Genomic DNA, 26,919 nt, shown 5'->3' on the forward strand with positions numbered 1-26,919 from the left:
AAACTAGAAAAAACATGGCCCTAAATGGCTCTAATGAGATATTGAACCAAAAACATACCTCATGTATGCGAGAAAGAGCCATTGGGATAAACTACTTCTGGCGTAACCCATCCACTGGAAATTGATTGAAATTCCCCTTGCTACAATCGGGCTTATATCCAAATGGAGCAGGGAAAGGAATCGTATCGCAGCTTGTTGCAACGGAAGATTCAAACTTTACTCTCTTTCCTATCATGATAGGAAATAACCATGTGGCATTATTTCTTAAATCAAACTCCTCTTTAGGGTCATCAATCAAATTGTATATTTCAGGGATCTGTAATGGGCGCCCTTTCTCCGGCATGATATCTTGATCAATAAAGTGCATCTTGTAATTTTCCCACTTATAAGCGTAGGTTTCAGAGCCATTGTTAACGATAAAACCATCTCGATTAGACTTTTCACTATCTCCCTTTAAAAAGGCCCACTGATCAATACTATCTATTGTTCTATCGCTTGGTAATTTGTATCCACCGACATGAGAAAGTGAGGCAAATAGATCCACAACATGGATAATTTCATCACTCACTCTGCCCGGTTTGATGTGGTTAGGCCAAGAGGCAATAAATGGTGTTCGGAGAGAGCCTTCAAGAGCCGTAAAGTACGCACCACGCCATGGTCCGCTAGAGCCTTGGTATGGCATATGCCACTCTGGACCGTTGTCAGAAAACCAAATCACTAGTGTATTGTCTTTAATTCCTGCTTTTTCTATTGCACCAATAACTTGCCCAGCTCGAAAATCTATCTCAGCTAACACATCTGAGTAATTTCCTTTGCCTGTTTTACCAATAAAATCAGGATGAGGTAGCGTCGGTAAATGTGGTTGAGTAAAAGTAATTACAGAGAAAAATGGCTTATTCTCTTTCACATTTCGATTTATAAAATCTGTGGCATGTTCAACTAGCTCACTGTCAATCGTTCTACGTGAGTCCAAATTATATTCTTTGACCCCTTTAGGATCCTGCCCTGCTCTAGCTGAAAGGATTTGAGGTTTAGGTAATATAGCTTTATAACCGGGTTGAGAGCTATATTCTGACTCATCCGTCGTATTTGCAATGCCATACCATTCATCAAAGCCTTGATCCGTTGGAAAGCGCCCTTTTTGGTCTCCCAAATGCCATTTCCCGTAAAGGCTCGTGTTATATCCTTGTTCCTTAAACTTCTCTGCAATGGTTATCTCCCAGTTCACCATACCGTAAGGCACTCCCCAAACAACCTTATCTGTCCCAGATCTAAGCGCTCGCCTCCCCGTCATGAATGAGGAGCGAGTTGGCGTGCATTGCGGTTCCACATTAAAATTAGTAAGGCGTACACCTTCTCTAGCAAGTTGATCTAAGTTTTTAGTTTCAACACCTCTGGTACTCCCATAGGAACTTAGTTCCCCCCACCCAAGGTTATCAACCAACATTACCACGACATTTGGTGTCTCTTCCGCAACCACTTCTAACGGGATACATAGAAACAGGATAGTTGCTAGTTTATTTTTCATAGTGTCGCCTTTCATTGAAATTCAATCCTGTAAGTGCGTCTTATCACACTTAAAACACACTAAAGTCTAGTCCATGTTAGTTAACATTTTTGAAAAACAGGGATTACTTGGAAGCAACAAAAAACCTCTACTATATTCAACTGACTACATTGTCTCATTTGGTGTCATCTAACTCGACTTCGCCATGATGAACACAATTAGTAACGTTATATAACGATAATGGATTCATTTATCGCGGAGGATTTTCATGCGAAACTCGATTAAAAAGGTAATGGCATTGGTCGGTACATTAGCTGCGTCCACAGCCTTTGCTGCCGATAAGCCCAACATCCTTGTGTTCTGGGGTGACGATGTAGGTGTATACAACATTAGTGCGTATCACAATGGTATGATGGGAGGGAAGACTCCTAACATTGATAAAATCGCCAATGAAGGTGCCATTTTCACAGACGCTTACGCACAACAGAGTTGTACTGCCGGACGAGCCTCATTTATTCTGGGTCAACATCCGTTTCGTACCGGTCTATTGACTATTGGTATGCCCGGCGCAAAAGAGGGTATTCAATCGAAAGATCCTACTATCGCAGAGTTACTTAAAAATCACGGCTATGTGTCTGGTCAGTTTGGTAAAAACCACCTTGGTGATCAAGATGAGCACCTACCAACTAACCATGGGTTTGATGAGTTCTTTGGTAACCTATACCATTTAAACGCGGAAGAAGAGCCTGAGTCTGAGTTTTATCCAAAAGATCCAGAGTTTCGTAAAAAATTCGGACCTCGAGGCGTGTTGAAGGCGACTGCGGATGGCAAAATCGAGGACACAGGTCCCCTTACTCGTAAGCGTATGGAAAACGTAGACCGAGAGTTCATGGATGCTAGCTTGGCCTTTATGGAAAAAGCAGTAAAAGAAGACAAACCATTCTTTATTTGGCATAACTCAACCCGTATGCACGTCTGGACACATTTGAGTGAAGAATATCAAGGGAAGTCAGGTTACGGCTTATACGCCGATGGCATGATGGACCTAGATGATCAAGTAGGTGTCATGCTTGATAAACTTGAAGAGCTAGGCGTAGCAGATAACACCATTGTTGTTTTTAGTACCGATAATGGCGCTGAGAAATTTACCTGGCCAGATGGTGGTACTACACCGTTCAAGGGCGAAAAAGGTACGACTTGGGAAGGCGGATTCCGCGTTCCGATGATGGTACGCTGGCCTGGAAACATTAAACCAGGAACGGTTATCAACGATATCTTTTCACAAGAAGACTGGATGCCAACTCTACTAGCAGCTGTGGGCGAACCTGATGTGAAAGAAAAACTATTGAAGGGTCATAAAGCAGCGGGCAAAACCTTTAAAGCACATTTAGATGGCTACAACCAACTTGATCTGCTGACTGGTAAAGCTGATGAAGGCGCACGCAAAGAAATCTTTTACTTCGATGCTGGTGGTAATTTAAACGCCGTTCGTTATAAAGACTGGAAGATCCACTTCAGTGTTATGGAGGGTGCCATTAATGAGGCATACCGCAAAACACCTAGTTGGCCTTTGATTGTAAACCTTCGTATGGATCCATTTGAGGTCGGTCCAGATGCAGCACTTTACGTCAGACATTTTTACGCTGATCAAATGTGGATGTTCGTTCCTGCTCAAGCTATCGTGCGTAAGTTCCTAGAGACATTTAAGGAGTTCCCTGCAACGAAAGGTAGCTCGTTAAGTATTGAAAAAGTGGTAGAAACAATGACACAGCAACCTAGAAACTAGACCCTAGGTATCGAAGCTACTGTGGAATTAACTAAGGCCTCAATTGTGAGGCCTTTTATTTCGTTGCAATTGTTTGGTTGCAGCAATTTATGGTCAAACAAAGATTATCATTTAGTGCTCTCTTTAAACACTTGATTCCAATCTTGTTTCATATCGACAAATAGCCAACCTTGCTCTTCACCTACTTTAAACGATTTATCTAACTTACCAACATGAGAATCTTTATCATACGCCCATTCGCGCTTGTCATCCGTGTGATGGATAATCGCAGAAAATCTTGGACCTGAACCTGCTTTCGTCCACTCTAACATCTGTAAATCACCATCAGAATTACCAAACGCCATGACCGGACGTTTGCCAATGAAGTTTTGGATCGTCACAGGCTTTACTGCTTTGTCATTGACGAAGTCTATTTCCGGCATGCGTTGGATGGTAGGTTTTCCATCAACACTTTGATATTCCGCCTTTAACGTCGTCCCCACGATGTTTTGCGTTGGAATGCCGTATACTTCCGGCGCCCAAACGCGCATAAATTCAATTCCGCCTCCAGAAACGATGTAGGTCTGATAGTCGTTCGCTCTTAAATAGTCGAGCAGTTCGAGCATAGGTTGATAGACCATTTCAGTGTATGGTCTACCCGTTGTTGGATGGACAGCCGTTTTCAACCATTCCTTAACTTCTTGATGAAACTGTTCAGTAGACATTCCAGAATGGGTTGCCATAACAAGCTTCATTACACCTTCGAGTCCTTGCTTACCAATCCCCTCCATGTCACCTTTTAATGCGGAAGCAAAGGGTTCGGTTGTCTTCCAATCAGGATGCTCAGAGGCCATTTCTTTTACTCTATCGATCGCAAAAAACAACTGTAGATAAACAGGCTTTTCTGCCCAAAGTGTTCCATCATTATCAAACGTCGCGATTCGTTGGCTTTCCGGCACATAGGAATCCGAACCTTGGGTCGTTGTTTTCGTAACAAACGCCATAATAGCTTGCTTAGCGTCAGTGTTGTTCCATGACGGAAGTGGATCTTGCATATCAGCAGCAACAGCGTAACTAGACAGAGCAAAACCTGTTGCTAAGACAATCGCCTTTAACTTTATAGCCATCTTAATTCCTTATATTGAGGTGCTAGGTGCGAATCCAATCAAAAGTATAGTTCAATTGAAACAGGCGCATATTGAACTGACATATCCAACGGCCACCAGAAAGTGACAATGTCACCAATCTAGTCCACTATTTTATTAAAATAGAAACATGGAATTTAACGATTAGAGTTTAAATTCATTGGCTTCAACTGATGTAGAGGCACTTTTACGTCCCTTTTTCTGATTGAGCTCTTCAATAACATAGTCGGGAGCGACCTTCGTTAGCTCTGTTAAGCAGTCATCCGTTTTAGGGTTGCCGTATCTAACATAGATGTCACACACGGCATACAATTGTTCTGGAGCACCGGATATCAAATACGCTTGCTCAAAAGCGTTGACAGACTTCTTCAAGTCTAACTCTTCTTGCAGAACACCATTTAAGTACCAAAAGTAACTGTTCGTCTTTGCCATCGTCGCAGCTTTGTCTATTTCAAACGCCGCTTCTTTCTTTTTGTCTAATCTAACCAAAGCGAGAGATTTAGAATAATGCAGCGAGGCATCTTCTGAATTTAGCTTGATACCCTCGTCAAGCACGTTGATAGCTTTTTGGTCTAGCTGTTGCGCTCGGAAGTTGTCTGCGTAGCTTAACCAAACTTGAGGGTTGTTTGGCTCAAGCTTAGTTAACTCTGGGTATATCAGCGCCGCTTTATCCCAATCACGATGCCAACGGTAAACGTCTGCAAGTAATAACTTGGAAACATTATCGTTCTTACTGGACAAGTGTGCTGTCAGCTCTGAAACAGGCCCCTCAAGTGACTGCTGTTGCTCCGAACTCAAATTGGCGTAATCTCGAACGAGGTTAATCGCTGCTGTAATTCGCACCATGGCGGCGTCATCACTCAATAATGGTGAAATCAAACGCCAACGGTGCTCAATCATATATGGCTGTGCTCCCACGATCGCAGCTTCGCGAATACCTGCATCTTCATCCTGCAACCCACGCGCAACTGCAACCAATGCATTTTGGCTTGGATAGTTGGCTAACTCACGTAAAGCATCAATACGTTTTTCTGAAGACAACTTTTTATTTTGCGCATCATAAGACAGCTTTTCGACTCGTTGCGCCGGTGTCATTTGAGCTTCTTGTGGAGTGACAACCGTTGTCGGCGATACTTGATCTGGGTCTAGCAATGTTGTTTCTTGTGCCACCACGGATTGACTCGTAGCAATGCCGATCGAGATCACGAGTAATGATTTAGAGAGCAGCTTAATTTTTTGCATTCAATAACCTATATTCTTTCATTTCCGGGCCTGTAGCAGGCGTAGTGACTATCTTAAAACTTCATTTCAAACACAGTCTGTGTTTGAGTAGCTTGCTGGCGTAGAATCTGGTCACTGTATTTACCGTGAACCACTGGGTTACCTGTCGCTCGTAAGATGTACGCCATCGACTGATCAACATGGGTAAAAAACTTCTTCCAACCCGCGCAGAGATAATTAAGACCAGGCTCACCTTGCCTAGTACGGATAAAACGGTTTTTGGGACATTCTCCAAAACATGCAAATTGATAATCACATTGAAGGCACTGTTGGGGCAGCGTACGACTTTTAGCAAACCCAAATTTCTGCTGCTCAGAGCTATAAGCGAGCGTATCGAGCTTTTCGTGATGAATGTTTCCAACCTTATATTCTGGGTACACGTAATGATCACACGCAAACACATCACCATTAGGCTCCATTGCTAAGCCTTTCCCGCAGATTTCACCTAACGTACACAGTGGGTTTTTTCTGCCCATCCAGGTTTCGATACTGGCTTCAAAGTACTGAACAAACACGTTGCCGATATCGTGTAAAACCCATTCATTGAAAATCGCGATCAGAAAATTTCCCCATGCTTCATCCGCAACGCAAAAAGGCTCAACAACGGCATCTTTATGACCTGGGATCAACCGTTTATCTCCTTGTTTTAGTTGCTCGTTTGGCTCCCAGGTTTGAGGGGCGGTTGTTCTGAATGTTTTCTGCTCAACTATTGGAATAAACTGCATTTGAGGGGAGCGTACTTCATCTCGCAAGAATCGGTACACTTCAAGTGGGTTACGGCTGGTCAAGTTGTTAACACAAGTGAGCGTAGCAAACTTTACTTCGTGCTTATGTAATAGTTCAACCGCATTCATGGCTTGCCGGAATGTGCCTCTACCAGCTCGGTTTGTTCGATAAGCGTTATGCATCATTTCTGGACCATCAATGCTTAAACCGACGAGAAAGTTGTTCGCCTTTAAAAACTCACACCATTCATCGTTAAGCAGTGTGCCATTAGTCTGGAGATCATTGGAGATCGTAATGCCATCGGGACGGTATTTATTCTGTAGCTCAACAATTGTCTTGAAATAATCCAAACCTAGCATTGTCGGCTCACCACCCTGCCAAGAGAAAATAATTTCAGGTGTATTTTGTCCCGCTATATATTGACGGATATAGGTCTCGAGCGTTTCCTCATCCATGACTGTTGAGCAGCCTGGCTTGTACTCAAGTAAATCTTGTTTGCTTAGGTAGTAACAATAGGTGCAATCGATATTGCACACTGCACCGATAGGTTTCGCCATGACATGTAATCGCTTGGATGCTTTTCCATTGAACTGCGGACCTTGAGTTATGTGCATTCATCACCTTCTTAGTTGCTAGCCTGCGCCCAACGGCGTTAAGACTAATCATTAAGTTAATCGCCTAGTGTGATGATAATGTTCAATTATTCGTGGCGCTTGTTATAGTGTGTATAACTGTTTTTCATAGACTTGCCTGATAAAATTTTTTGATCATAAATGTTGATGGAGCTCCCCTATGAAGCATTCCAAAAGTAATACTCTTTACCTTGGTGCCACTATTTCGATTTCGCTAATTATGACTGGATGTGCAACAACACAACCTAGCCCTCTTGCTCAAAAAATCGATCAAGATATGGTTCTTATTGAAGGCGGACAATTTACGATGGGCTCGGATAATCCATCAGCAAATAAATCCGAGCGCCCGGCCCGCACCGTTCGCGTGGAAGATTTCTATTTGGCAAAATTTGAGGTAACCCAAGAGTTATTCGAATCGGTTACAGGCTCTTCTCTGAGTTATTTTAGAAACCCAAATACGCCCGTGAATAACATTAGCTGGCAACAAGCCAATTATTTTATAAAGAAATTGAATGAAAAAACGGGAGAGCACTATCGTTTACCCACCGAAGCAGAATGGGAGTTTGCAGCGAAAGGGGGGAATCTAAGTCAAGGATTCACTTACGCGGGGTCTGATGATATTAACGACGTTGCCTGGTATGCCAGTAACTCAAACAATAAGGCACACAAGGTAGGTCAGAAAAAACCGAATGAGCTTGGCTTATACGATATGACGGGTAATGTTGGTGAGTTTGTTATTGATGCGTTTGATGAAGGCTATTACAAATCAGCACCAAGTGATAATCCGGTAAACGCAAAAGATGAAAAAGAAAGCCTGGCACACAAGTCTGTACGAGGTGGTAGCTTTGCCTATGATGCTGACGAATCCGAAAACTATCGTCGCGATTTTGCTAGCCAGTCAGTCATCATGTCCGACATGGGGCTGAGATTAGCGAAAGACGCTGATTAAACCAAGTAAGAAAAAGTGGAGCGATAAAAGCTCCACTTTTGGTAATTAGCTCCTATTGACCCCAACAATAGAGGCTTTAAGCTGATCAATAGCTTGTTTAGGTGCATAGTGACTAAGCTCTTGTATGCACCTATCGAAAGCAAAAGCGACAGCACCTTTTTTATGATTTCTCGCTAGAACCTCGCATTGAGCAAACAAGTGTTGTGGATTGCCACCGACTTCAAATGCTGTATGCAACGCTTTACTGGCTTCTAGAACATCGCTTTTTTCTAAAGCTAGACCGTACACGTACCAATAATGCGCATTAGTTTCACCAATTTCTGCGGCGCGTCTAAGTAGCTTTTTCGCATCATCGGCTTTGCCTTGACGTAACAAAGAAAGACCTGCGCTGTATGGTAATGTGCTGGATTTAGGTTGAGCTTTCATCCCTTGTTGTAGCACCGTGATCGCAGCTTCTTCTTTACCTAGGTGGCGATACAAATCTGCTAGGTTAACGTAGCTATTTTCGAAGTAGGGTTCGATGCTGATCGCTTGTTTATACAGCTCGGCCGCTTTGTCGATTTCACCTAAGCTGCGGTACACATTCGCCAAATTGGTTCTTCCGAAACCACGATCGGCATTAAACTCTTGAATTTCCATGTACTCTTCTAAAGGCGATTTAATGATATCTTTTTGTAAAGGGGTCATTTGTGCGTAGTTCGCTACCAGCGCCGAGGCAGCTTCCGCTCTCACTGAAAGCACCGGGTCACCAAGTAATGGCTCTAGAATCCGCCACCGGTCATGAAATTCATAACCAGACGAGCCTGAAATTGCCCCTAATCGAACCATTTCATTCTCATTCTTAACGGCCCTAGCCAAAGATACTGTTGTATTTTGGTCAGTGTTGCCCCCCATTCTCTCCAGGGCTGAAGCACGAATAATGTCTTTTAACGACGAATCCTGAGCAGAGTATGCCAACGCATTTGCTGCTCCTTGATGACCAATTGAATCCGCATAAAATGCGACAGCAAAATGTTGTTGATTACGATACTTCGAATTCGGGTACCATTCTGCTATCTGTTCATCGGCCCATTGATTGCTTTTATCTTCATGGCATGACATGCAAACATTGGGCGTTCCAATGTGTTTGCTCAAATCCGGTCGTGGAATATGCCAACTGTGGTCTCTACGAGGATCGACTTGCATGTAAGTCGTTTCTGGCATGTGACAAGTCGTACATTGCGATGCTTCAGATCCAGCCTTATGAAAGGTATGCTTTTCAGGTGTATATTCCGATGCAATATGGCATTGCGAACATACTGCCTCTTCTGGGATCGTTAACTCTGCCGTGTGTGGATCATGGCAATTAGTGCACGTGACCCCCTTCTCCGCCATTTCAGATTGAAGAAACGAACCATAAACATAATCTTCGTCGTAAATCTGTCCATCATGATAGTAGAGTTCAGGTGTTATAAGACTTAAGCGATATTTATCAAAAAAGGAACCTTTAACATGATCACCTGTTTCATTTAACTGGGTTCGGCGACTATGGCATTGAGCGCATGTTTGCACTTGATTGGTTGCTTCAATTGATTTCGGCTGTAACGTACTATGGCCTTCCTCAAACACCCAATCCGACACTGCTTTAGACAATTTTCGATCAAAGCCATAATGGCTGTCATGCTCAAAAGAAGTGCCAGCATTTTTGTATTTCTTGGCCAGTTCTATGTGCTGACTAGCGGGACCATGGCATGCTTCGCATCCCACATTAATCTCTGACCATGAGCTGTTGTAAGTGTTTTTGTCAGCGTCGTAATTCTTCTTTAGGTTCGTTGAATGGCAATCAGCACACATGAAGTTCCAATTTTGCCCGGTATTGGTCCAATAGAATTCATCCGTTGTTGTCGTTTCTGGATAAAGATGAAACCAACGCTGTCCCCCTTCAACTTTAGCTCTTGTGTCCCAAGCAAAAGGAATAAGCTGCACGCGGCCATCTTCAAACTCGACCATGTACTGCTGTAGTGGCTCCCAGCCAAATGTATAGCTGATCTTATAGTCATGCCATTGCCCGTCAGAGCCTTGAATGTTGACCCAATATTCGCCGCCTTTTTTAAAAAAACGATTAGGCATTCCTTTGTGCGTTACAACATGGTTATCAAAATCACCACGTACAGAGGTTGTACTTGCATGCTTCATGGCCATATCGTGATGTGACCCTTTCCAAGCCTCCACCTCGTTTTGGTGGCAATCTATACAAGCTTGTGTGCCAGCATATTCTGGATTTAAGCCTGAAGGAATATTTGGTTTCTCTGTTAATAACTCTTGAGAAAAAGCCATAAAACTGACAACAACGTTGACCAGCAATAAAATGCGAAACCGGCCTGCCCACTGACTCATAGATATCCTTATATTTATAATGTACAACCTAAATCAATATAGACACTAAATCACTGGTTATACAAATAATTACAAGCAATACATAACGACTTTAGTATTGCTTTAGGACCGTAAAACAAGCGAGCATCCTATTGTTTTTCATTTCCATCCCCTCTTCTACTACGCAATAAAAATAAGGCTCTTAAGTGATCTAAATCTACTTTACGAATCTCTACAAACTAACAGAACAATCCTATTTCTTTTTAATTAACAAATGGTTACAACCTAGAAATAACTTATGGTTATATCGAGTATAAGAGGATTTTTCTATATACATCATTAACTTATGCAGCAACTAAGCATAAGGCTCACTTGTGCTTATCTTTACTCTCAACAATCTGGAGTTTTTATGGCAAATCAATTGAGCAAAATCGCTGTAGGCGCAGGAATGTTAGCGGCGTCCAGTGCCGCTATGGCAGCCGACAAACCGAATATTCTGGCAATTTTTGGTGACGATATCGGCTACTGGAATATCAGCGCATACAACCAAGGTATGATGAGTTACAAAACGCCAAACATCGACCGTATAGCGAATGAAGGCGCGTTGTTCACAGATCACTACGGACAACAGTCTTGTACTGCTGGTCGCGCGGCCTTTATTACAGGTGAAGAGCCATTTCGTACGGGTTTGTTAACAATTGGTATGCCAGGCTCTGACCACGGTATACCTGATTGGGCGCCAACCATTGCAGATCTGTTAAAAGAACAAGGTTACATGACGGGTCAATTTGGTAAAAACCACTTAGGTGACCAAGATAAGCACTTACCGACCAAACACGGCTTTGACGAATTCTTCGGTAACTTATATCACCTAAACGCAGAAGAAGAGCCTGAAACTTATTACTACCCTAAAGACCCAGAGTTTCGTAAAAACTATGGCCCTCGTGGTGTCATTAAGTCTTATGCCGACGGTAAGATTGAAGACACTGGCCCGATGACACGAAAACGTATGGAGCACGCAGATGAAGAGTTCCTAGAGAGCTCTTTGGCATTTATGGAAAAAGCAGTTAAGGCGGATAAACCCTTCTTTATTTGGCATAACGCCACTCGTATGCACGTTTGGACTCGCTTGCAGGAAAAATACCAAGGTAAATCAGGTGTAAGCATTTATGCCGATGGTATGCTGGAACATGATGATCATGTAGGTGTTTTACTCGACAAGCTGGATGAGCTAGGTGTTGCAGACAACACTATCGTTATCTACTCAACGGACAACGGCGCAGAAACCATGACTTGGCCAGATGGTGGCGCAACACCATTCCATGGTGAAAAAGGTACAACTTGGGAAGGCGGTATGCGTGTTCCTCAACTGGTTCGTTGGCCAGGCGTCATTAAGCCAGGAACCAAGATCAATGAAATGATGGCACACCAAGACTGGTTGCCTACATTATTGGCAGCTGCTGGCGTACCTGATGTAAAAGAAAAACTGGCAGAAGGCTACAAAGCAAATGGCAAAGAGTGGCGTGTACATTTAGATGGTTATAACTTCATGCCATACTTTGAAGGTAAGGAAGAAAAAGGCCCTCGTGAGTCGCTGCTTTACTTTACGTCTAATGGTGAATTAAACGCTGTCCGCTGGAATGACTGGAAACTTCACTTTGCAACGCTTGAAGGGAACCTAAGTAACGCAGTTCGTTTTGCTCCGAACTGGCCTAAAATCATCCACCTACGCGCTGACCCATTCGAAAAAGGCCCAAGCGAATCACAAATGTACTTGCGTTGGATGGCTGACAACATGTGGCTATTTGTACCTGTTCAAGACGTTGTGGGAGAGTTCTTTAAAACACTTCCAGAATACCCAATGCAACGTGGCACAGCGATGAACCCTGCTTCACTAAACTACGACTCTCTAAAAATGCAAGAGAAGCTGCAGCAACTAGACAAAGTTGAACAAGAAATCAGCAAGTTTAAGTAAACTAAGTTAACGTTAGTTAATCAGTAACATTAAGCCAGCAGACCATTCTACTGGCTTATGTGTATCGCCACATAGGAACTTACTTAAATCGTCTGTTTAGACTATGCAAAAGTACAAACTGAAAAACAAAAAAGGAGAGCTAACCTGCTCTCCTTTGTATTTTAACCGTGGATAAACTAAGCCACATTAACCGATTTAGCTAAACTGCTACTTTGGAAAAACTCATCATGCAATGCGCAAATCGCGTGCTGGTATTCCTTATCACCGACAACAAATTGAACATTTACATTTCTCAATGATGAGTGCAGTGCAACTGGCGTAACGCCATTATTCATCAATGCAAGCACACCTTTCGCCAACGTCTTGTTGGTATCAATTTGAGAACCGATGGCTGAGATAAGCGCGACCATACGACCTTTAATCGAGGCATTCGGATAACGTTTCTCGGCTTTATACAATACTTTGTTTAAGCTATCTGTACTGCCACCTAGATAGTAAGTAATAGAGTTAGCGTTCATCTCTTTACCAACCAAACTTACACGAGCATCGGAGATGATTTCCATCAATTCGTAACTAACGTTATCGGCTTTTCCTACCATTGCTTGGTCAAACAAATGCAGTGCAAATACTTTCTCTTTACCTGCGATGATCTCGACTTTGTCTTCTTCTGGGCGGTAGCTTGAAGAGATCAAAGTACCTTCGTGTTCAGGTTCGAATGTATTTTTAATCTGTAGCTCAATACCACTTTCACGCAAACCCGCAGCGGCATTTGGGTGAATCGCTTCCATGCCAAGGTTGGCAAGTTGGTCTGCTACGTCATAGTTTGTACTACCAATTGGTAATACTTTTTCAGGGCCAACAACGCGTGGGTCCGCTGAGCTCAAGTGGTACTCTTTGTGAATTACTGCTAAATCCGCTTTTGTTATTGCTGCAATTCGGCTAAATGTCATCTCACTATAACCCCGGTCATAAGTGTGCATTAGGCCCTCTTTACAGTAAGCATAACCTGTCACGATTGGCAGTTCTTTTGATACATCGATATCAGCAAACGCGTCACTGATCGACTCATCAAGGCTTCTTGGCGCTTGATTATCCCAACCAGACAGGTCAACGAACTTAGCGTTAATACCCATATTTTTTAGTTTTAGTGCTGTGTTGTAAGCACTATGTGCCTCACCGATAGACGAGAGAAACTCTCGAATTTGAGGCAAGTACTGGCGCAACGAAAATTGACCGTACTGACAGGTTTCTAAAATATTCGCGATACAGTTTTTCGCTTCAGCAATGCGGGAGCGAATGAATTTATCCGCACGGATACGATTCATTGGGTCCGCAAAAATATTTTCATTGGTCAGCAACATACGGCTTTCAACGTACGCTAACGCTTCTTCCCATTTGTCGTCGCGTTTCGCGATAAGCTGATAAACGCCTGGTTTACTGGTTTTTTTACACTCAAGCAGCGCATCGGTCATACCACCGTATGCAGATACGACAAAAATACGATTGTATGGTGTTTTGGGACGAAGAATAATATTGTCGAGAACAGCATCAAATGCTGTCATTGATGTACCGCCGATTTTTTCTACGGTAAATGTCATGATAAGCCTTTTTTGATTGGTAACTTTAAAAAGAAAAAAGAAGAGATAGTAAAGTGTGGGGTGGCAAAGCACCCCACCATCATCTTTTAGTCAACGAGAGGATAAACACCGTTTTCATCGTGCACTTCAGCGCCAGTAATCGGTGGGTTAAACACACACGCCATTACCATTTCTTTATTCTTATAAGCTCTCAAGTAGTGCTCATCGTGTTTATCAAGGATGTATAATGTACCTGGTTTGATTGGGTACGTTTCTCCACCTACAACTTCAATCTCACCTTCACCACTCATACAAAACACCGATTCAAGGTGGTTTTGATAGTGAATATGAGTTTCTGTATCTTCATAAATCGTTGTGATGTGGAAAGAGAAACCCATGTTGTCGTCTTTCAACAACATGCGGACACTTTCCCAGTTATCTGAAACAACACGTCGTTCGCTGTTGCGGCATTCATCTAGAGTTCTGACGATCATAATTAAAATCCTTATTAAGATGCTTGTTTGAAATGTTTCGCAGCGATAGTCTCTACTGCATTTTCAAAGATGCTTAGTCCTTGATCTAGCTCTGATTCGCTGATGGTTAGTGGACAGAAGAACTTCACAACTTCATCGTCTGGACCCGCTGTCTCTATCACCATTCCATTCTCGAAACAGTTTTTCGCAATTTCAGATGCCATGTCACCATTGATACATTCAATACCAACCATCATGCCGCGGCCTTTTTTCTGCACAAACATTTGTGGAAAGCGACGAACACAACGGTCAATAACAGCACTTACCTTGTCTGAACACTGCTTGATGTGTGTTTCAAAATCATCGTTTGCCCAGTAAATTTCTAGTGCTTTTGCAGCAGTAATAAAGGCGTGATTATTGCCACGGAACGTACCGTTATGCTCGCCTGGCTTCCACTGGTCAAGCTCAGGCTTAAGTAATACGACAGCCATCGGCAAACCGTAACCACCGATCGACTTCGATAGCGTCACGATATCCGGTTGGATACCAGACGGCTCGAAACTAAAGAAAGTACCGGTACGTCCACAACCTGCTTGAATGTCATCGACAATCACAAGAATGTCATTGGCTTTACAGATTTTGCTCAAACGTTGTAACCACTCGTTTGAAGCAGCATTTAAACCACCTTCACCCTGCACAGTTTCAAGAAGTACAGCGGCTGGTTTATCCATACCTGCAGAGTTATCATTTAGCATGGTTTCGAACAGCGCGAGACCATCTACGCCAGCGTAACCTTCAAATGGAATACGAGTGACGTTACTTAGACTAGAACCGTTACCTTGTCTGTGATGCTGGTTACCCGTTGCAGCCAGTGCGCCAGCAGTACAACCATGGAAACCGTTAGTAAACGCAACGACGCTGTCGCGGCCTTTTACTTTTTTAGCCAGCTTCAATGCCGCCTCAACAGCGTTAGTGCCTGTTGGGCCCGTAAACTGAACCTTGTAATCCAAGTTTCTTGGTTTAAGGATGTAAGTATCCAACGCTTCCAGAAACGATGCTTTCGCTTCTGAGTGCATATCCAAACCGTGAGTAATACCGTCCATTTCAATGTACTCAAGCAACGCTTGTTTTAGTACTGGATTGTTATGGCCGTAATTTAGAGATCCCGCTCCAGCAAGGAAGTCTAAGTATCGTTCACCTTGTTCTGTTTCTAGCCAGCAGCCTTTCGCTTTACGAAAAACGACCGGGAAATTGTTTGAATATGAGCGTACGTTGGATTCCTGCTTTTTGAAAATATCCATGATGAGACCGTTTTTAATTCCTATTGTTTGAGGATTATTTGAGAGGAATGCGATACAAATATTCTGTATCGTGTTTGCCTTTAAAGTGGGCTTCTTCATCCAAAAATGTGCTTACTTGGCCAGAATTGCCGTTCATCGCATCTAACTTTTTGAACAGTGCCCAAGAGGCTTTATTATCTTCCGTGATGGTAGTTTCTACCGATTTAACACCGCCTAATTCCTCTCGGGTGAGAAGTTCTTTCAACATGCGGAATGCTAAACCATGACCTCTAAAGCGAGGTGAGACTGCAACTTGCCAGACAAATAAAACGTCTTGCTCGTCTGGTTTCTGATAACCGGAAATGAAACCTGCGATTTCGCCTTTTTGCTCAACCAAAATACTGGTTTTGCTGAAATGCGTAGACTGTAGGAAATTGCAATAAGATGAGTTCATGTCCAATGGAGGACAGTCTGCAATCAAGCTGTAAATGTCGTCACCATCAGAGATTTTAGGCTCACGAAAAATCCATTTTTTACTTGAGTCTTCTCCAATCTCTGGATAAAGGACCCAAGGTGCTGATGTGATCATGTGAAAATACATATCCTTTGAGGTCTAATTAAATTTCCTTTTTATTATGGGCATCCCTCGCGACTAAAAATCAAATAATCCGCCTTTTTATCGGTATTTTTGTGATTCAAATCACAAAAATAAACCTATTAACCAAAAGTTAAAATAGTTCGAGGTCTAATTTATTAAATAGTCACCTAAATGCACAGTACAAAAAACAACCAGAATAAGACCGTTTTCCATGCTGTTCATTTCTCAGAGAAAAATAGAAATCCAAAAAAAAGCGGCATGCTTTCGCATACCGCTTTTATCAATAATTTAACTGCTGATACTAGTTATTTTGATTTCTTAGAAACCGCCTTTGGACGAGGTTCATCCATCAAACCTTTTATCAAAGATACCGTTGCAACAAGTAAAACAATAGTAAACGGTAAACCAGTCGTCACCGCCATTGCTTGAGCAGCAGCTAGACCACCACCCAACATCAATGCAATCGCAACCAAACCTTCAAACGTACACCAGAACACGCGTTGTGGCGTTGGTGCATCGACCTTACCGCCCGCAGCAATAGTATCAATAACCAGTGATCCTGAGTCAGAAGAGGTAATGAAGAACACCACGACTAAGATAATGCCGACAAAAGATGTTATCTCAGCCAATGGCATAACATCTAACATGGCAAAAAGTTTTAAAGGTAGTTCTGCGTTAAACACCGCCTCGTAGCCATCATTAACGTATTGGCTAATTGCGTTACCGCCAAAAGCCGTCATCCATAACACACAAACTGAAGATGGGATAAGAATAACGCAAATAATAAACTCACGAACTGAACGACCGCGAGACACACGTGCGATGAACATACCCACAAATGGTGACCAAGAAATCCACCACGCCCAGTAAAACGCCGTCCAGCCTTGAGAGTAATTCACATCCTCTCGTCCAAATGGCATAGATAAGGCAGGGATATTAGCCACATAGGAAACGATGTTCTCGAAGAAACCAGTTAAAATCGCAATCGTCGGGCCAACAACAATAACAAATAGCAATAGCAGCGCTGCAAGACCCATGTTGATTTCAGATAAGATTTTCACGCCCTTATCGAGTCCAGCCACAACAGAGATTAAAGCGAGCGCAGTAATACCAATAATCAATATAACCTGCGTGGTATTGGTCATTGGGACATCAAACAGGAAGTTCAAACCCGTTGCGGCTTGAGACGCACCGTAGCCTAGCGATGTTGCTAAACCAAAAACCGTCGCTACCACTGCAAGAATATCGATAATATGACCAGTCCAACCCCATACACGCTCACCAAACAAAGGGTAAAAAATTGAGCGCATGGTGAGTGGCAAACCTTTGTTAAATGAAAAGATAGCCAGTCCAAGAGCCAAGAGCGCGTATATTGACCACGGATGAAGTGCCCAGTGGTAAATCGTCGCAGCCATCCCTAATGCCGAAGCTGCAGTTGCATCGCCCTCTGCACCACCTAGCGGTGCCCAGTCAGTACGTACACCATTCTCAACGCTCACGCCACCAATCGCAGAACTAAAATGGGACATCGGTTCTGATACACCGAAGAATACGAGACCAATGCCCATACCTGCAGCAAATAGCATTGCCAACCATCCGGCATAGGAGTAATCCGGTGTTGCTTCAGTACCACCGATTCGCACACGGCCCAATGGTGTGAAGATCAATCCGACACAGACAATGACAAAAATATTACCTGAAGCGAGAAAAAACCAGTCTAAATTGTGTAACAAACCCGCTCGTAGGTCTGCAAAAAACGGCTCTACCTGTTCTCGGAATAATAGTGTTATCACAACAAACATGACGATTGCTAAGCCAGAAATTGCAAAAACACGGTTGTGAATATCAAGGCCAAATGGGCCTACCTTTAGCGCAACGTTATCCTGACCAATTTGATAGTCAGTATCTATTGCGTTTACTTTTCCATCGGGGCGTTGAATGCCACCGTTATTATCGGTGCTCACGGATAATCTCCTTAAAAATACGTGACCAAGTTTAAATTACTTTCGTCGGAGTTCGAGTAATGAAACGTCTTCATCACTACCAAGCACATGTTCATAAAACATTGTTCTTATAAGCGGTTACTCAATCCGCCATCATAATCTTAAAGCCCCCTATCTCTCATTGCATTTTATTGTTTTCACCATAAATAACGCCTATTGCCAAACCGAAGATATTGGCATGTTTCGATTAAAGTGATACTGCAGTTGTGCTTGAAACAGCTCCGCAGTTGCTAACGCATCCGTCAGGGCATGGTGAGGTTGATAAGCAGGGAGGCCATATCTTTCACGAGCGTGCCCTAATCGTACAGAACCGGGTTTCTTGCCTTTCAACTTATTGATAAAACCTCTGCATTCACGGCGTTGTATCGCATACTCAATATCTAACGTATCAACAACAGGAAACTGTATCCCCTCTCCGATGCTATTTAGCAAGGCGTTATTAAAGAACTGCCTTTCAATGTTCTTGTAGTGAACAAGTACCACTTTGCCTGACAACGCATCCAATATTTCACCCAAGATCTGAGACAGCTGCGGCGCGTTTTTAACCTCAGAGTCAGTGATACCGTGAATAATGACAGACTCGTGGTTTAACTCTCTGTTTGGGTTAACGACCCAATGAGCAGAACCATTACATTGAACACGATCAATAGTGAACGGCACAAGTCCGATCGTGAGAATGACATCCTCTTCCGAGTTCAATCCTGTTGTCTCAAAGTCTACCGAGACAAATGGCACTTGTTCAATTGGTGTTTCCCCATTAACCATCGGTGTCGAATAGTAGCGTTTGAGCCTCTCGTCTTTCGCTTCTTTAGCGAGTTGTTTGAACAACATTGACCACTCTGGCGTCTGGGATGTATCCAACAACGGCTGTTCTTTTTCTACTTTTTTTGAGAACCACATTATTTGCTACTTCTCTGGTATCGAAACTTAATGAAGTTCTGAGCGTTACTTAGAATTTGAAATGCTGCTTTTAAGTTTCGACGTTCAAATTCAGACATGTTCTCCGGCTCAATATTGTTGTCTGGCTCTTCTCCATTTTCTATATCAAGGGCTTGGTGACGAATTCGAACCATGTAGATTAGCTCCATCGCATCCCTTAAATCCAAACCTCGACCTTTCGGTAAAATGCCAGCATCATTAATGTCATCTAAACGGTCGAAAGAGTTTTGCGATCGCGAACCGATTGCCAGAGAATGCACCCGTATTAAATCGGCCAACGGAGCCGTCCCCCTTCGCTTCAAGTTAATCGAGTTGCGATGACGACCATCTTTCTCCATCACAAAGTCTTTGAAAAAGCCCAGTGGAGGCGTCCTACGTATTGCGTTATACGCCATACAAGCAAGAAAGCGGTTATTTCTTTTCGCTCGTCTCACAATAAAGCTGCTTAATTGCTCCGCCCATTTCACTCGCCCATGCACACCGAGGAGATCAAAAAAGATATTACTATTTAACAATCTCTCAGGGGTTGGATTGTCTATCCAGTTTCCAAAGCATTCTTCCCATTCTGCACGAGTTTTTCGCCATTCTGGGTTGGTAGCCATAATGTCTCCAGTACAATAAGCATAGCCGCATGCCGCTAAACCATCACAAACAAATTTAGCAAACTTTTCAAAGTACTCTCCGTGAATCTCAACGTCATAACTGTTATCGAGAATAAGGGCGTTATCTTGATCCGTTACAATTAGCTGCTCATCCCTCGCCATTGAACCCATTGCGACTAAACAATAAGGAATGGGCGCTGGGCCGAACTCTTGCTCAGCTAATTCAGCGAGGCGTTGTTTGAAACTACTGCCTATAACCGACATGGCTCGACCAATCATGTGCGCGTTGGCATCTTCATTGACCATTCTTACGAAACAGTCTTTTACTTGTTCAGAAACCTGCTTGAGATCCTCGACACTGGTTTGCTGAAAAATAGAGCTCACTAGCAATAGGCTGTTCTGAGATTCGTAACGAACGATGTCCGTCATGCCAATAATTCCTATCGGCTTTTTATCTTTTAAAATTGGTAAATGATGCACGTTGTAACGCAACATGGTTAACATGGCCTCAAACACATAGGCGTTATAATCCAATGAAACCACGTCATAACTCATGACCTCACTCACTGGAATATTGGTATCAATACCTTGAGCTAGTACGCGAATGCAAAGATCGCGATCAGTCAATATTCCAAGCAGCTGTTCATCATCTTCTTCTGTGAGCTCCTCTGTCGGGCGAATAATGAGCAGAGAGGTGACATTTTCCTCTGCCATTAGTATCGCAGCTTCCTGAATTGAAGCCGTTGCCTCCAGAGTTACTGGATCTCTTGCTAAGATTTTACGTGCCTTAGCGGTGGTAAAGTCATTGCTTTCGGAGCGGCTAGATATTGCGCTTCGCAAACGCGCGCTATCTTCCAGTTCCATGTAGTCCGCAAAGTTTTCAAACTCATCACAAAGTTCATTGAAGATGTTTTCCGGAATACAGTAAACGAGAGTGTCTTCTATCGCTTTGGCTGGCATACGTACGCGGTTGTTCATCAACAACCCCATCTGACCAAACAGTCCACCAGCATCAATCCTGTTGTAAAGTTCACCTTTACGTCGATAAATCTCTACCGCCCCACTTCTCACCATATACAAGTCGCGGATCGTATCTCCGAAGTTAAGAATTTTTGTTCCTTGCCGAAAGTATGCAACCTCGGCATTGAGAGCAATTTTTCTAAGCTGCTCTTCAGGTAGGTCATCAAAAGGTGGGTACTGGCTAATGAAATTGAGCACTTCTAACTGTTCGGCTTCCATTTTTTATTCCATACGTTGCCTAAACTACAGCGATAAATATCACCCTGAGTGAAATCAAGCAATAAATAAATCTAAGGATAACAGTACCTAACCGATTTCACAGGACCAAGCCTTAACCAAAAATTAGAGCCCTAACCTTTTTATATGTAGAGTTCTAAGCTATCACAGCTTATATCTATGCAAGCGAGTTGAGTTGAAATGTACAAAAAAATTCAAAATAAATTCAACCCTACGTCAGGGCAACGTTATGGCGGATAAAAACACATCACAAGCAATTGTTTTAAATATAAAAAATAAGAATTGAACATACCTTGCTCAACGAATTCTCTATGCACGGCAGAACTAGTTAACCAACCCCCTTTCGTTGAAAGTTGAACTAAAATTAATTAGAGTACAAATCGTTAAACAGTTATAAACACACGAAAAAGGACAGATAACATGGATCCCATACTGGAAGTTAAGGGACTGTATAAAGTGTTTGGAGAAGACCCAGAGAGAGCCTTCTCGCTTATCGACAAAGGCGTCGATAAAGACGGTATTTTTGAACAGACAGGTTTAACAGTCGGCGTAAACGATGTATCTCTCACCATAAATGAAGGGGAAATTTTCGTAATCATGGGCCTTTCTGGCTCCGGGAAATCCACCCTTGTTCGACTTCTTAACCGGCTCATTGAGCCGACTAAAGGTAGTGTTTATCTCAAAGGAAGAGATATCGCCCACATCTCCGAAAATGAACTTCGAGAAGTTCGTCGTAACAATATCTCAATGGTGTTTCAAAGTTTCGCACTCATGCCACACATGACGGTGATTGAAAATGCCGCCTTTGGTTTAGAACTTGCCGGCATCGACGTTAATGAGCGTCAGAAAAGTGCCCTTTCCGCCTTAGAAAGAGTGGGTTTAGACCCTTATGCAGAATCTTTCCCTGACGAATTATCCGGTGGTATGAAACAGCGCGTTGGTTTAGCGAGAGCGTTAGCCTGTGACCCTGACATCCTATTAATGGACGAGGCGTTTTCCGCTTTAGACCCATTGATCCGTTCTGAGATGCAAGATGAGCTTATTCGTCTACAGAACGATGACAAACGCACAATTGTCTTCATTTCTCATGATTTGGATGAAGCAATGCGCATTGGCGACCGTATCGCCATCATGCAAAACGGTGAGGTTGTTCAGGTTGGTACACCTGATGAAATATTACACAGTCCAGCAAATGATTATGTCGAAGCCTTTTTCCGCGGCGTAAACATCGCAAGTGTCTTGACAGCAAAAGATATCGCGCGCAAGAAGCCAGCGGCTGTTTTTAAGAAATCGGAAAATGACGGTCCAGGCTCTGCGATGCAGATTCTGATGGATCACGACCGTGATTACGGTATTGTCGTCGATAAATCTAGCCGATATTCCGGCATCGTATCTCTTGATTCACTACGTTTGGCTCATAAAGAAAACCGTTCGTTAGCCAGTGCTCAATTACCGGATGAAGTTACTCTTCAGCCTGATCAGTCAATTAATGACATTTTGGGTCTGGTTGCTGGTGTTCCTTATGCCGTGCCTGTCGTAGATGAGCAAGGAACTTACTTTGGTGTCGTGACTAAATCACGTCTTCTACAAACACTAGATAAGGATTAACACGATGTCTTCAGAGCAAACTAACAATGATCCCTGGTCAAATACTGCTCCTGCGCAAGATGATCCTTGGTCGCAAGGTACAGAGGCCGCGCCAAGTAATGATTGGCTCAACTCAGAAACTGTAGAGCAAGCACCATTCGATATTATGAACCCATTCCAAGATGCGGTTTTACCCCTCGATAGCTGGGTAGAGTCCGGTTTGAACTGGCTGGTGGAACATGGTCGACCTGTTTTCCAAGCAATACGAGTTCCAATCGACTTTATTCTAACGTCGTTTGAAACTGCTTTGGTGTCTACACCTGCGCCTATAATGGTACTCATTTTATTTTTGCTAGCGTGGCAGTTTTCCAATGTAAAACTTGGTTTTTCTACTCTTGTATCCCTTGTTTTCATCGGCCTAATTGGTGCGTGGTCACAAGCGATGACAACGCTAGCACTGGTGTTAACCGCCGTTTTCTTCTGTTTGCTTATAGGGCTACCAATGGGGATATGGTTGGCAAGGAGCCAAACCGCTGCCAAATTTGTTAGGCCAATATTAGATGCAATGCAAACGACTCCCGCGTTCGTTTACCTTGTGCCAATTGTTATGTTGTTTGGTATTGGTAACGTTCCTGGCGTAGTAGTAACGATCATTTTCGCCCTGCCTCCCGTTGTGCGCCTGACTATTTTGGGTATTCAGCAAGTACCTGAAGAGCTTATCGAAGCTGGCCACTCTTTCGGGGCAAACAAAAAACAGATGCTTTATCGCATCCAGTTACCGTTGGCGTTACCAACCATCATGGCAGGTGTAAACCAAACCTTAATGCTGTCACTTTCTATGGTAGTGATTGCTTCAATGATTGCTGTTGGCGGCTTAGGCCAAATGGTACTTCGTGGTATTGGCCGACTTGATATGGGTCTTGCTGCCGTTGGTGGCTTAGGCATCGTTATTCTTGCGATTTTGTTAGACCGTATCACCCAGGTGTTAGGGGTTAATGCGGGCAACACTAAACTTCGCTGGTATCACACAGGTCCTGTTTCATACCTATTAAAACTGAAAACAAAGACGAACCAAGACGATCTAAAACTTAGGAGAAACATCAATGAATAATTCATGGAAGAAAGCGCTCTCTGTTGGAGCTCTAAGTACTATCGCATTTTCAACTTATGGTGTGGCAAGTGAACTACCGGGTGAAGGTGTCACTGTTCAGCCTGTTCAATCAACCGTTGCAGAAGAAACATTTCAAACGTTGATCGTAAACCGCGCACTTGAAGAGCTTGGTTACGATGTTAAACCGACCAAAGAAGTGGACTACAACGTAGGCTACACCTCTATTGCTAAAGGTGATGCTACTTTCTTAGCGGTTGGTTGGTTCCCTCTTCACGCCGATAAGTACACGATGTCGGGCGGTGATGATAAGTTCTTCCGTAAAGGCCAATATGTAAGTGGTGCTGCGCAAGGTTATTTGATCGATAAGAAAACCGCGGAAAAATATAACATCACTAACATTGGTCAGTTAAAAGATCCAAAATTGGCGAAGCTATTCGATGCAAACGGCGATGGCAAAGCGGACTTAACTGGTTGTAACCCAGGTTGGGGGTGTGAAATGGTTGTTGAGCATCAGTTGGATTCTTTCAAACTTCGTGACACAGTAACACACAACCAAGGTAACTACGCGGCGATTATCGCTGATACGATCTCACGTTACAAAAAAGGCGATCCGATTCTTTACTACACTTGGACACCCTACTGGGTAAGTGGCGTTTTAGTTCCAGGGAAAGATGTTGTGTGGTTAGAAGTGCCATTCTCTTCACTTCCTGGTGAGCGTAAGGACATTGATACGACACTAGAGAACGGTAAGAACTACGGCTTCGAGATGAACTCTATGCGCATCGTTGCCAATAAAGAGTTTACGGAAAAAAACCCTGCTGCTGCGAAGCTATTTGAAATCATCAAACTAAATATCAATGATGTTAGTGCGCAGAATATGATGATGAGCCAAGGTAAGAACAGCTCAGCGGACATCGAGTCTCATGTAAATGGTTGGATCAAAGCGAACCAGAAAAAGTTCGACGCATGGGTCGAAGAAGCGAAGAAAGCCGCAATGTAATCATGCCTTTATCAACCTCTAGAGCCAGTTGGTGTTATCAACTGGCTCTTTTTTACACAAACGCCCCTCCCCCTTACATAGACATACCAAAACTTACACTACCCGACCATAAACCCACATTATAATTCACGTTTATTTCACGCTTGCTTTGCTAAAAACAACACAACATAACAATTAAACTATTCGAATAAATATGAAAAACTTATCAAAGAGCTCTGTGTGGGGGCCTTTGCAGCCAATTGCTGCCTTTTCTTTGTTTTCGCTTCTATTTCTGTCTATCTCAAGAGTTTTGCTAGCTTTTTGGCAGATTGACCGTATTGACTCTCTAAACGACTTAATTTACATCCTAGGTCAAGGTTTGCGCGTAGATATTGCAACGCTTTGCTGGTTATTTATTCTTCCAGCACTGTTTTCAACCTTCATGCCATTAACCGGTAAGATGGGAGAGTGTTGGAAGCGAATATTACGCATATGGATGGTTTTAGGGCTTTGGGTGCTTGTATACATGGAGCTCGCAACAGCGCCATTCATTCAGGAATACGACCTACGTCCAAACCGCCTGTTTGTGGAATACTTAATCTACCCAAAAGAAGTCTTGAGTATGCTCTGGACTGGCTACAAATTAGAACTGTTTATTGGTGCGTTAGGTACAGTTTTAACCATCACTTTAGGTTGGAAGTGGAGTAAGAAACTGACCGATAAGGCGCAGCAGGTCAACTGGAAATGGCGACCACTATTGGCACTTTTCGTTGTTCTTTTTGGGGTTGCAGGTGCTCGCTCATCTTTAGGTCACCGCCCGCTAAATCCTGCTATGGTCGCCTTTTCTAACGATCCACTGCTTAACGACTTAGCACTGAACTCATCTTACTCATTGTTGTTTGCGGTTAATAGCATGAAGTCAGAAAAGAGTGCTGAGCAGTTCTACGGAAAAATGGACACTCAAAAGATGTTGGAATTAGTTCGCACTTCATCAACAAAGTCCGACTTCACCCCTTCATTACTCCCAACCATGAACAGTAACCCCGCGACTTACCAGGGTAAACATAAAAACTTAGTGATTTTGCTACAAGAAAGCTTAGGCGCCCAATTTGTCGGTGCTTTGGGCGGTTTGCCTCTAACACCAAACCTTGACGAACTCATGAAGGAAGGTTGGCAGTTCACACAAATGTACGCCACTGGTACTCGTTCTGTTCGTGGAATTGAAGCCGTAACCACGGGCTTTCCTCCATCTCCGTCTCGCGCGGTAGTGAAGCTGAGTAAAAGCCAAACGGGTTTCTTTACCATCGCGGACTTACTGAAAGCTCAAGGCTATCACACGCAATTTATTTACGGCGGTGAAGCCAACTTTGACAACATGAAAACTTTCTTCTTTGGTAACGGTTTTGATCAAATAGTAGAAGAAGACGATTATAACAACCCAAGCTTTGTTGGCTCTTGGGGTGTTAGTGATGAAGATCTATATAACAAAGCAAACGAAGAGTTTGAACGCCTTTCAAAAAGCGACAAACCTTTTTTTAGCTTAGTTTTTACGTCAAGTAATCATAGCCCTTATGAGTATCCAAAAGGCAAAATTGAGCCATACGATTCAGAATATATGACGCGTAACAACGCCGTTAAATATTCCGATTACGCTTTGGGCACTTTCTTTGAAAAGGCGAAAAAGTCATCTTATTGGGATGATACCATTTTCATTGTAATTGCAGATCATGATGCACGTGTTTCTGGCGCTAACCTTGTTCCAGTTAAGCACTTTCACATTCCAGCATTGATCCTTGGTAAAGGCATTCAACCACGTAAAGATGACCGCATAGCAAACAACATAGACATGCCGCCTACACTGTTATCTCTGATTGGGGTAGATGCTAAAACACCGATGATTGGTCGTGATTTAACGAAGCCACTGGCTCGCGAAGATGAACGCGCAATGATGCAATACGACAAAAACTTTGGTTATTTAACGCGCGACAATCTCGTTGTGCTTTCCCCTGGTGAAAAGATATCGACCCTGGCGTACGACTTTAAAGACCAAACCATGAAGCCGCTAGAGGTGGACGAGTCTATTATCGAGCGTGCAAAAGCAAACGCATTATTTGCATCTAAAGCGTATCAAAACAACTGGTATTCTTCCAAACACACTCATTAATACCAATGATTCCG

General features: G+C 43.1%; 19 protein-coding genes. 7 read left to right on the forward strand and 12 right to left on the reverse strand.

Annotated elements, in window-relative coordinates; translation table 11 throughout:
• Positions 1-91: 91 nt before the first annotated feature.
• The gene (locus tag J4N40_RS09365) at positions 92-1,528 is read right to left on the reverse strand and encodes an arylsulfatase (protein WP_225455402.1); all 1,437 of its coding nucleotides are present in this window, start codon (positions 1,526-1,528) and stop codon (positions 92-94) included.
• Positions 1,529-1,775: 247 nt separating this feature from the next.
• Between J4N40_RS09365 and J4N40_RS09370 the strand changes: the two genes are divergently transcribed.
• Positions 1,776-3,293 (forward strand): arylsulfatase, encoded by a 1,518-nt coding sequence (locus tag J4N40_RS09370; protein WP_033905220.1) that lies wholly within the window; start codon positions 1,776-1,778, stop codon positions 3,291-3,293.
• A 107-nt stretch (positions 3,294-3,400) separates the two neighbouring features.
• On the opposite strand, the gene J4N40_RS09375 is transcribed toward J4N40_RS09370, so the two are convergent.
• The 3 genes from J4N40_RS09375 to J4N40_RS09385 all read right to left on the reverse strand — a co-directional run bounded on the left by J4N40_RS09375 (position 3,401) and on the right by J4N40_RS09385 (position 7,038).
• Entirely contained in the window at positions 3,401-4,399 is a 999-nt protein-coding gene (locus J4N40_RS09375; protein ID WP_033905219.1) for an HAD family hydrolase, read from the reverse strand.
• A gap of 162 nt (positions 4,400-4,561) precedes the next feature.
• Complete coding sequence (locus tag J4N40_RS09380; protein WP_213969554.1) at positions 4,562-5,659, reverse strand: tetratricopeptide repeat protein; 1,098 nt, start codon at positions 5,657-5,659, stop codon at positions 4,562-4,564.
• Positions 5,660-5,712: 53 nt separating this feature from the next.
• Positions 5,713-7,038, reverse strand: a complete 1,326-nt coding sequence (locus J4N40_RS09385; RefSeq protein ID WP_250654210.1) for an anaerobic sulfatase maturase — start codon at positions 7,036-7,038, stop codon at positions 5,713-5,715.
• A gap of 238 nt (positions 7,039-7,276) precedes the next feature.
• Between J4N40_RS09385 and J4N40_RS09390 the strand changes: the two genes are divergently transcribed.
• Positions 7,277-8,005, forward strand: coding sequence for a formylglycine-generating enzyme family protein (locus J4N40_RS09390; protein WP_372034459.1), 729 nt, complete (start codon positions 7,277-7,279; stop codon positions 8,003-8,005).
• 45 nt (positions 8,006-8,050) lie between these two features.
• On the opposite strand, the gene J4N40_RS09395 is transcribed toward J4N40_RS09390, so the two are convergent.
• A complete protein-coding gene (locus tag J4N40_RS09395) occupies positions 8,051-10,381 on the reverse strand; it encodes a tetratricopeptide repeat protein (RefSeq protein WP_250654211.1) in 2,331 nt (776 codons plus the stop codon).
• A 388-nt stretch (positions 10,382-10,769) separates the two neighbouring features.
• Here J4N40_RS09395 and J4N40_RS09400 point away from each other — a divergent pair, with 388 nt between their 5' ends.
• Positions 10,770-12,335, forward strand: coding sequence for an arylsulfatase (locus J4N40_RS09400; RefSeq protein WP_186584300.1), 1,566 nt, complete (start codon positions 10,770-10,772; stop codon positions 12,333-12,335).
• 176 nt (positions 12,336-12,511) lie between these two features.
• On the opposite strand, the gene J4N40_RS09405 is transcribed toward J4N40_RS09400, so the two are convergent.
• From J4N40_RS09405 to J4N40_RS09435, 7 genes are all read right to left on the reverse strand, one after another.
• A complete protein-coding gene (locus tag J4N40_RS09405) occupies positions 12,512-13,933 on the reverse strand; it encodes an aspartate kinase (protein ID WP_005377768.1) in 1,422 nt (473 codons plus the stop codon).
• Positions 13,934-14,019: 86 nt separating this feature from the next.
• Positions 14,020-14,406 carry an ectoine synthase gene (locus tag J4N40_RS09410; protein WP_005377769.1) on the reverse strand — a complete coding sequence of 129 codons (387 nt, stop codon included), beginning with the start codon at positions 14,404-14,406 and terminating at the stop codon, positions 14,020-14,022.
• A 14-nt stretch (positions 14,407-14,420) separates the two neighbouring features.
• Positions 14,421-15,686 (reverse strand): diaminobutyrate--2-oxoglutarate transaminase, encoded by a 1,266-nt coding sequence (gene ectB, locus J4N40_RS09415; protein WP_017820939.1) that lies wholly within the window; start codon positions 15,684-15,686, stop codon positions 14,421-14,423.
• A gap of 34 nt (positions 15,687-15,720) precedes the next feature.
• Positions 15,721-16,254: a diaminobutyrate acetyltransferase gene (gene ectA, locus J4N40_RS09420; protein WP_005393379.1), complete on the reverse strand. Its 534-nt coding sequence runs from the start codon at positions 16,252-16,254 to the stop codon at positions 15,721-15,723.
• 314 nt (positions 16,255-16,568) lie between these two features.
• Complete coding sequence (locus tag J4N40_RS09425; RefSeq protein ID WP_005377772.1) at positions 16,569-18,227, reverse strand: BCCT family transporter; 1,659 nt, start codon at positions 18,225-18,227, stop codon at positions 16,569-16,571.
• Positions 18,228-18,419: 192 nt separating this feature from the next.
• Positions 18,420-19,166 carry a 3'-5' exonuclease gene (locus tag J4N40_RS09430; RefSeq protein WP_017820938.1) on the reverse strand — a complete coding sequence of 249 codons (747 nt, stop codon included), beginning with the start codon at positions 19,164-19,166 and terminating at the stop codon, positions 18,420-18,422.
• Positions 19,166-21,046, reverse strand: coding sequence for a DUF294 nucleotidyltransferase-like domain-containing protein (locus J4N40_RS09435; protein ID WP_005377775.1), 1,881 nt, complete (start codon positions 21,044-21,046; stop codon positions 19,166-19,168). Before J4N40_RS09435 ends, J4N40_RS09430 begins: the two co-directional genes overlap by 1 nt.
• A gap of 438 nt (positions 21,047-21,484) precedes the next feature.
• On the opposite strand from J4N40_RS09435, the gene proV reads away from it, so the two are divergent.
• The 4 genes from proV (at position 21,485) to J4N40_RS09455 (ending at position 26,905) form a co-directional block, all read left to right on the forward strand.
• Positions 21,485-22,672, forward strand: a complete 1,188-nt coding sequence (gene proV, locus J4N40_RS09440) for a glycine betaine/L-proline ABC transporter ATP-binding protein ProV (protein ID WP_017633996.1) — start codon at positions 21,485-21,487, stop codon at positions 22,670-22,672.
• A gap of 4 nt (positions 22,673-22,676) precedes the next feature.
• Complete coding sequence (proW, locus tag J4N40_RS09445) at positions 22,677-23,762, forward strand: glycine betaine/L-proline ABC transporter permease ProW (RefSeq protein WP_005377778.1); 1,086 nt, start codon at positions 22,677-22,679, stop codon at positions 23,760-23,762.
• Positions 23,755-24,762 carry a glycine betaine/L-proline ABC transporter substrate-binding protein ProX gene (gene proX / locus J4N40_RS09450; RefSeq protein ID WP_250654212.1) on the forward strand — a complete coding sequence of 336 codons (1,008 nt, stop codon included), beginning with the start codon at positions 23,755-23,757 and terminating at the stop codon, positions 24,760-24,762. The genes proW and proX overlap by 8 nt, the downstream gene beginning before the upstream one ends.
• 193 nt (positions 24,763-24,955) lie before the next feature.
• A complete protein-coding gene (locus tag J4N40_RS09455; protein WP_017633995.1) occupies positions 24,956-26,905 on the forward strand; it encodes an LTA synthase family protein in 1,950 nt (649 codons plus the stop codon).
• Positions 26,906-26,919: the final 14 nt, after the last annotated feature.

It is taken from the genome of Vibrio sp. SCSIO 43097, assembly GCF_023650755.1.
Lineage (GTDB): Bacteria > Pseudomonadota > Gammaproteobacteria > Enterobacterales > Vibrionaceae > Vibrio > Vibrio alginolyticus.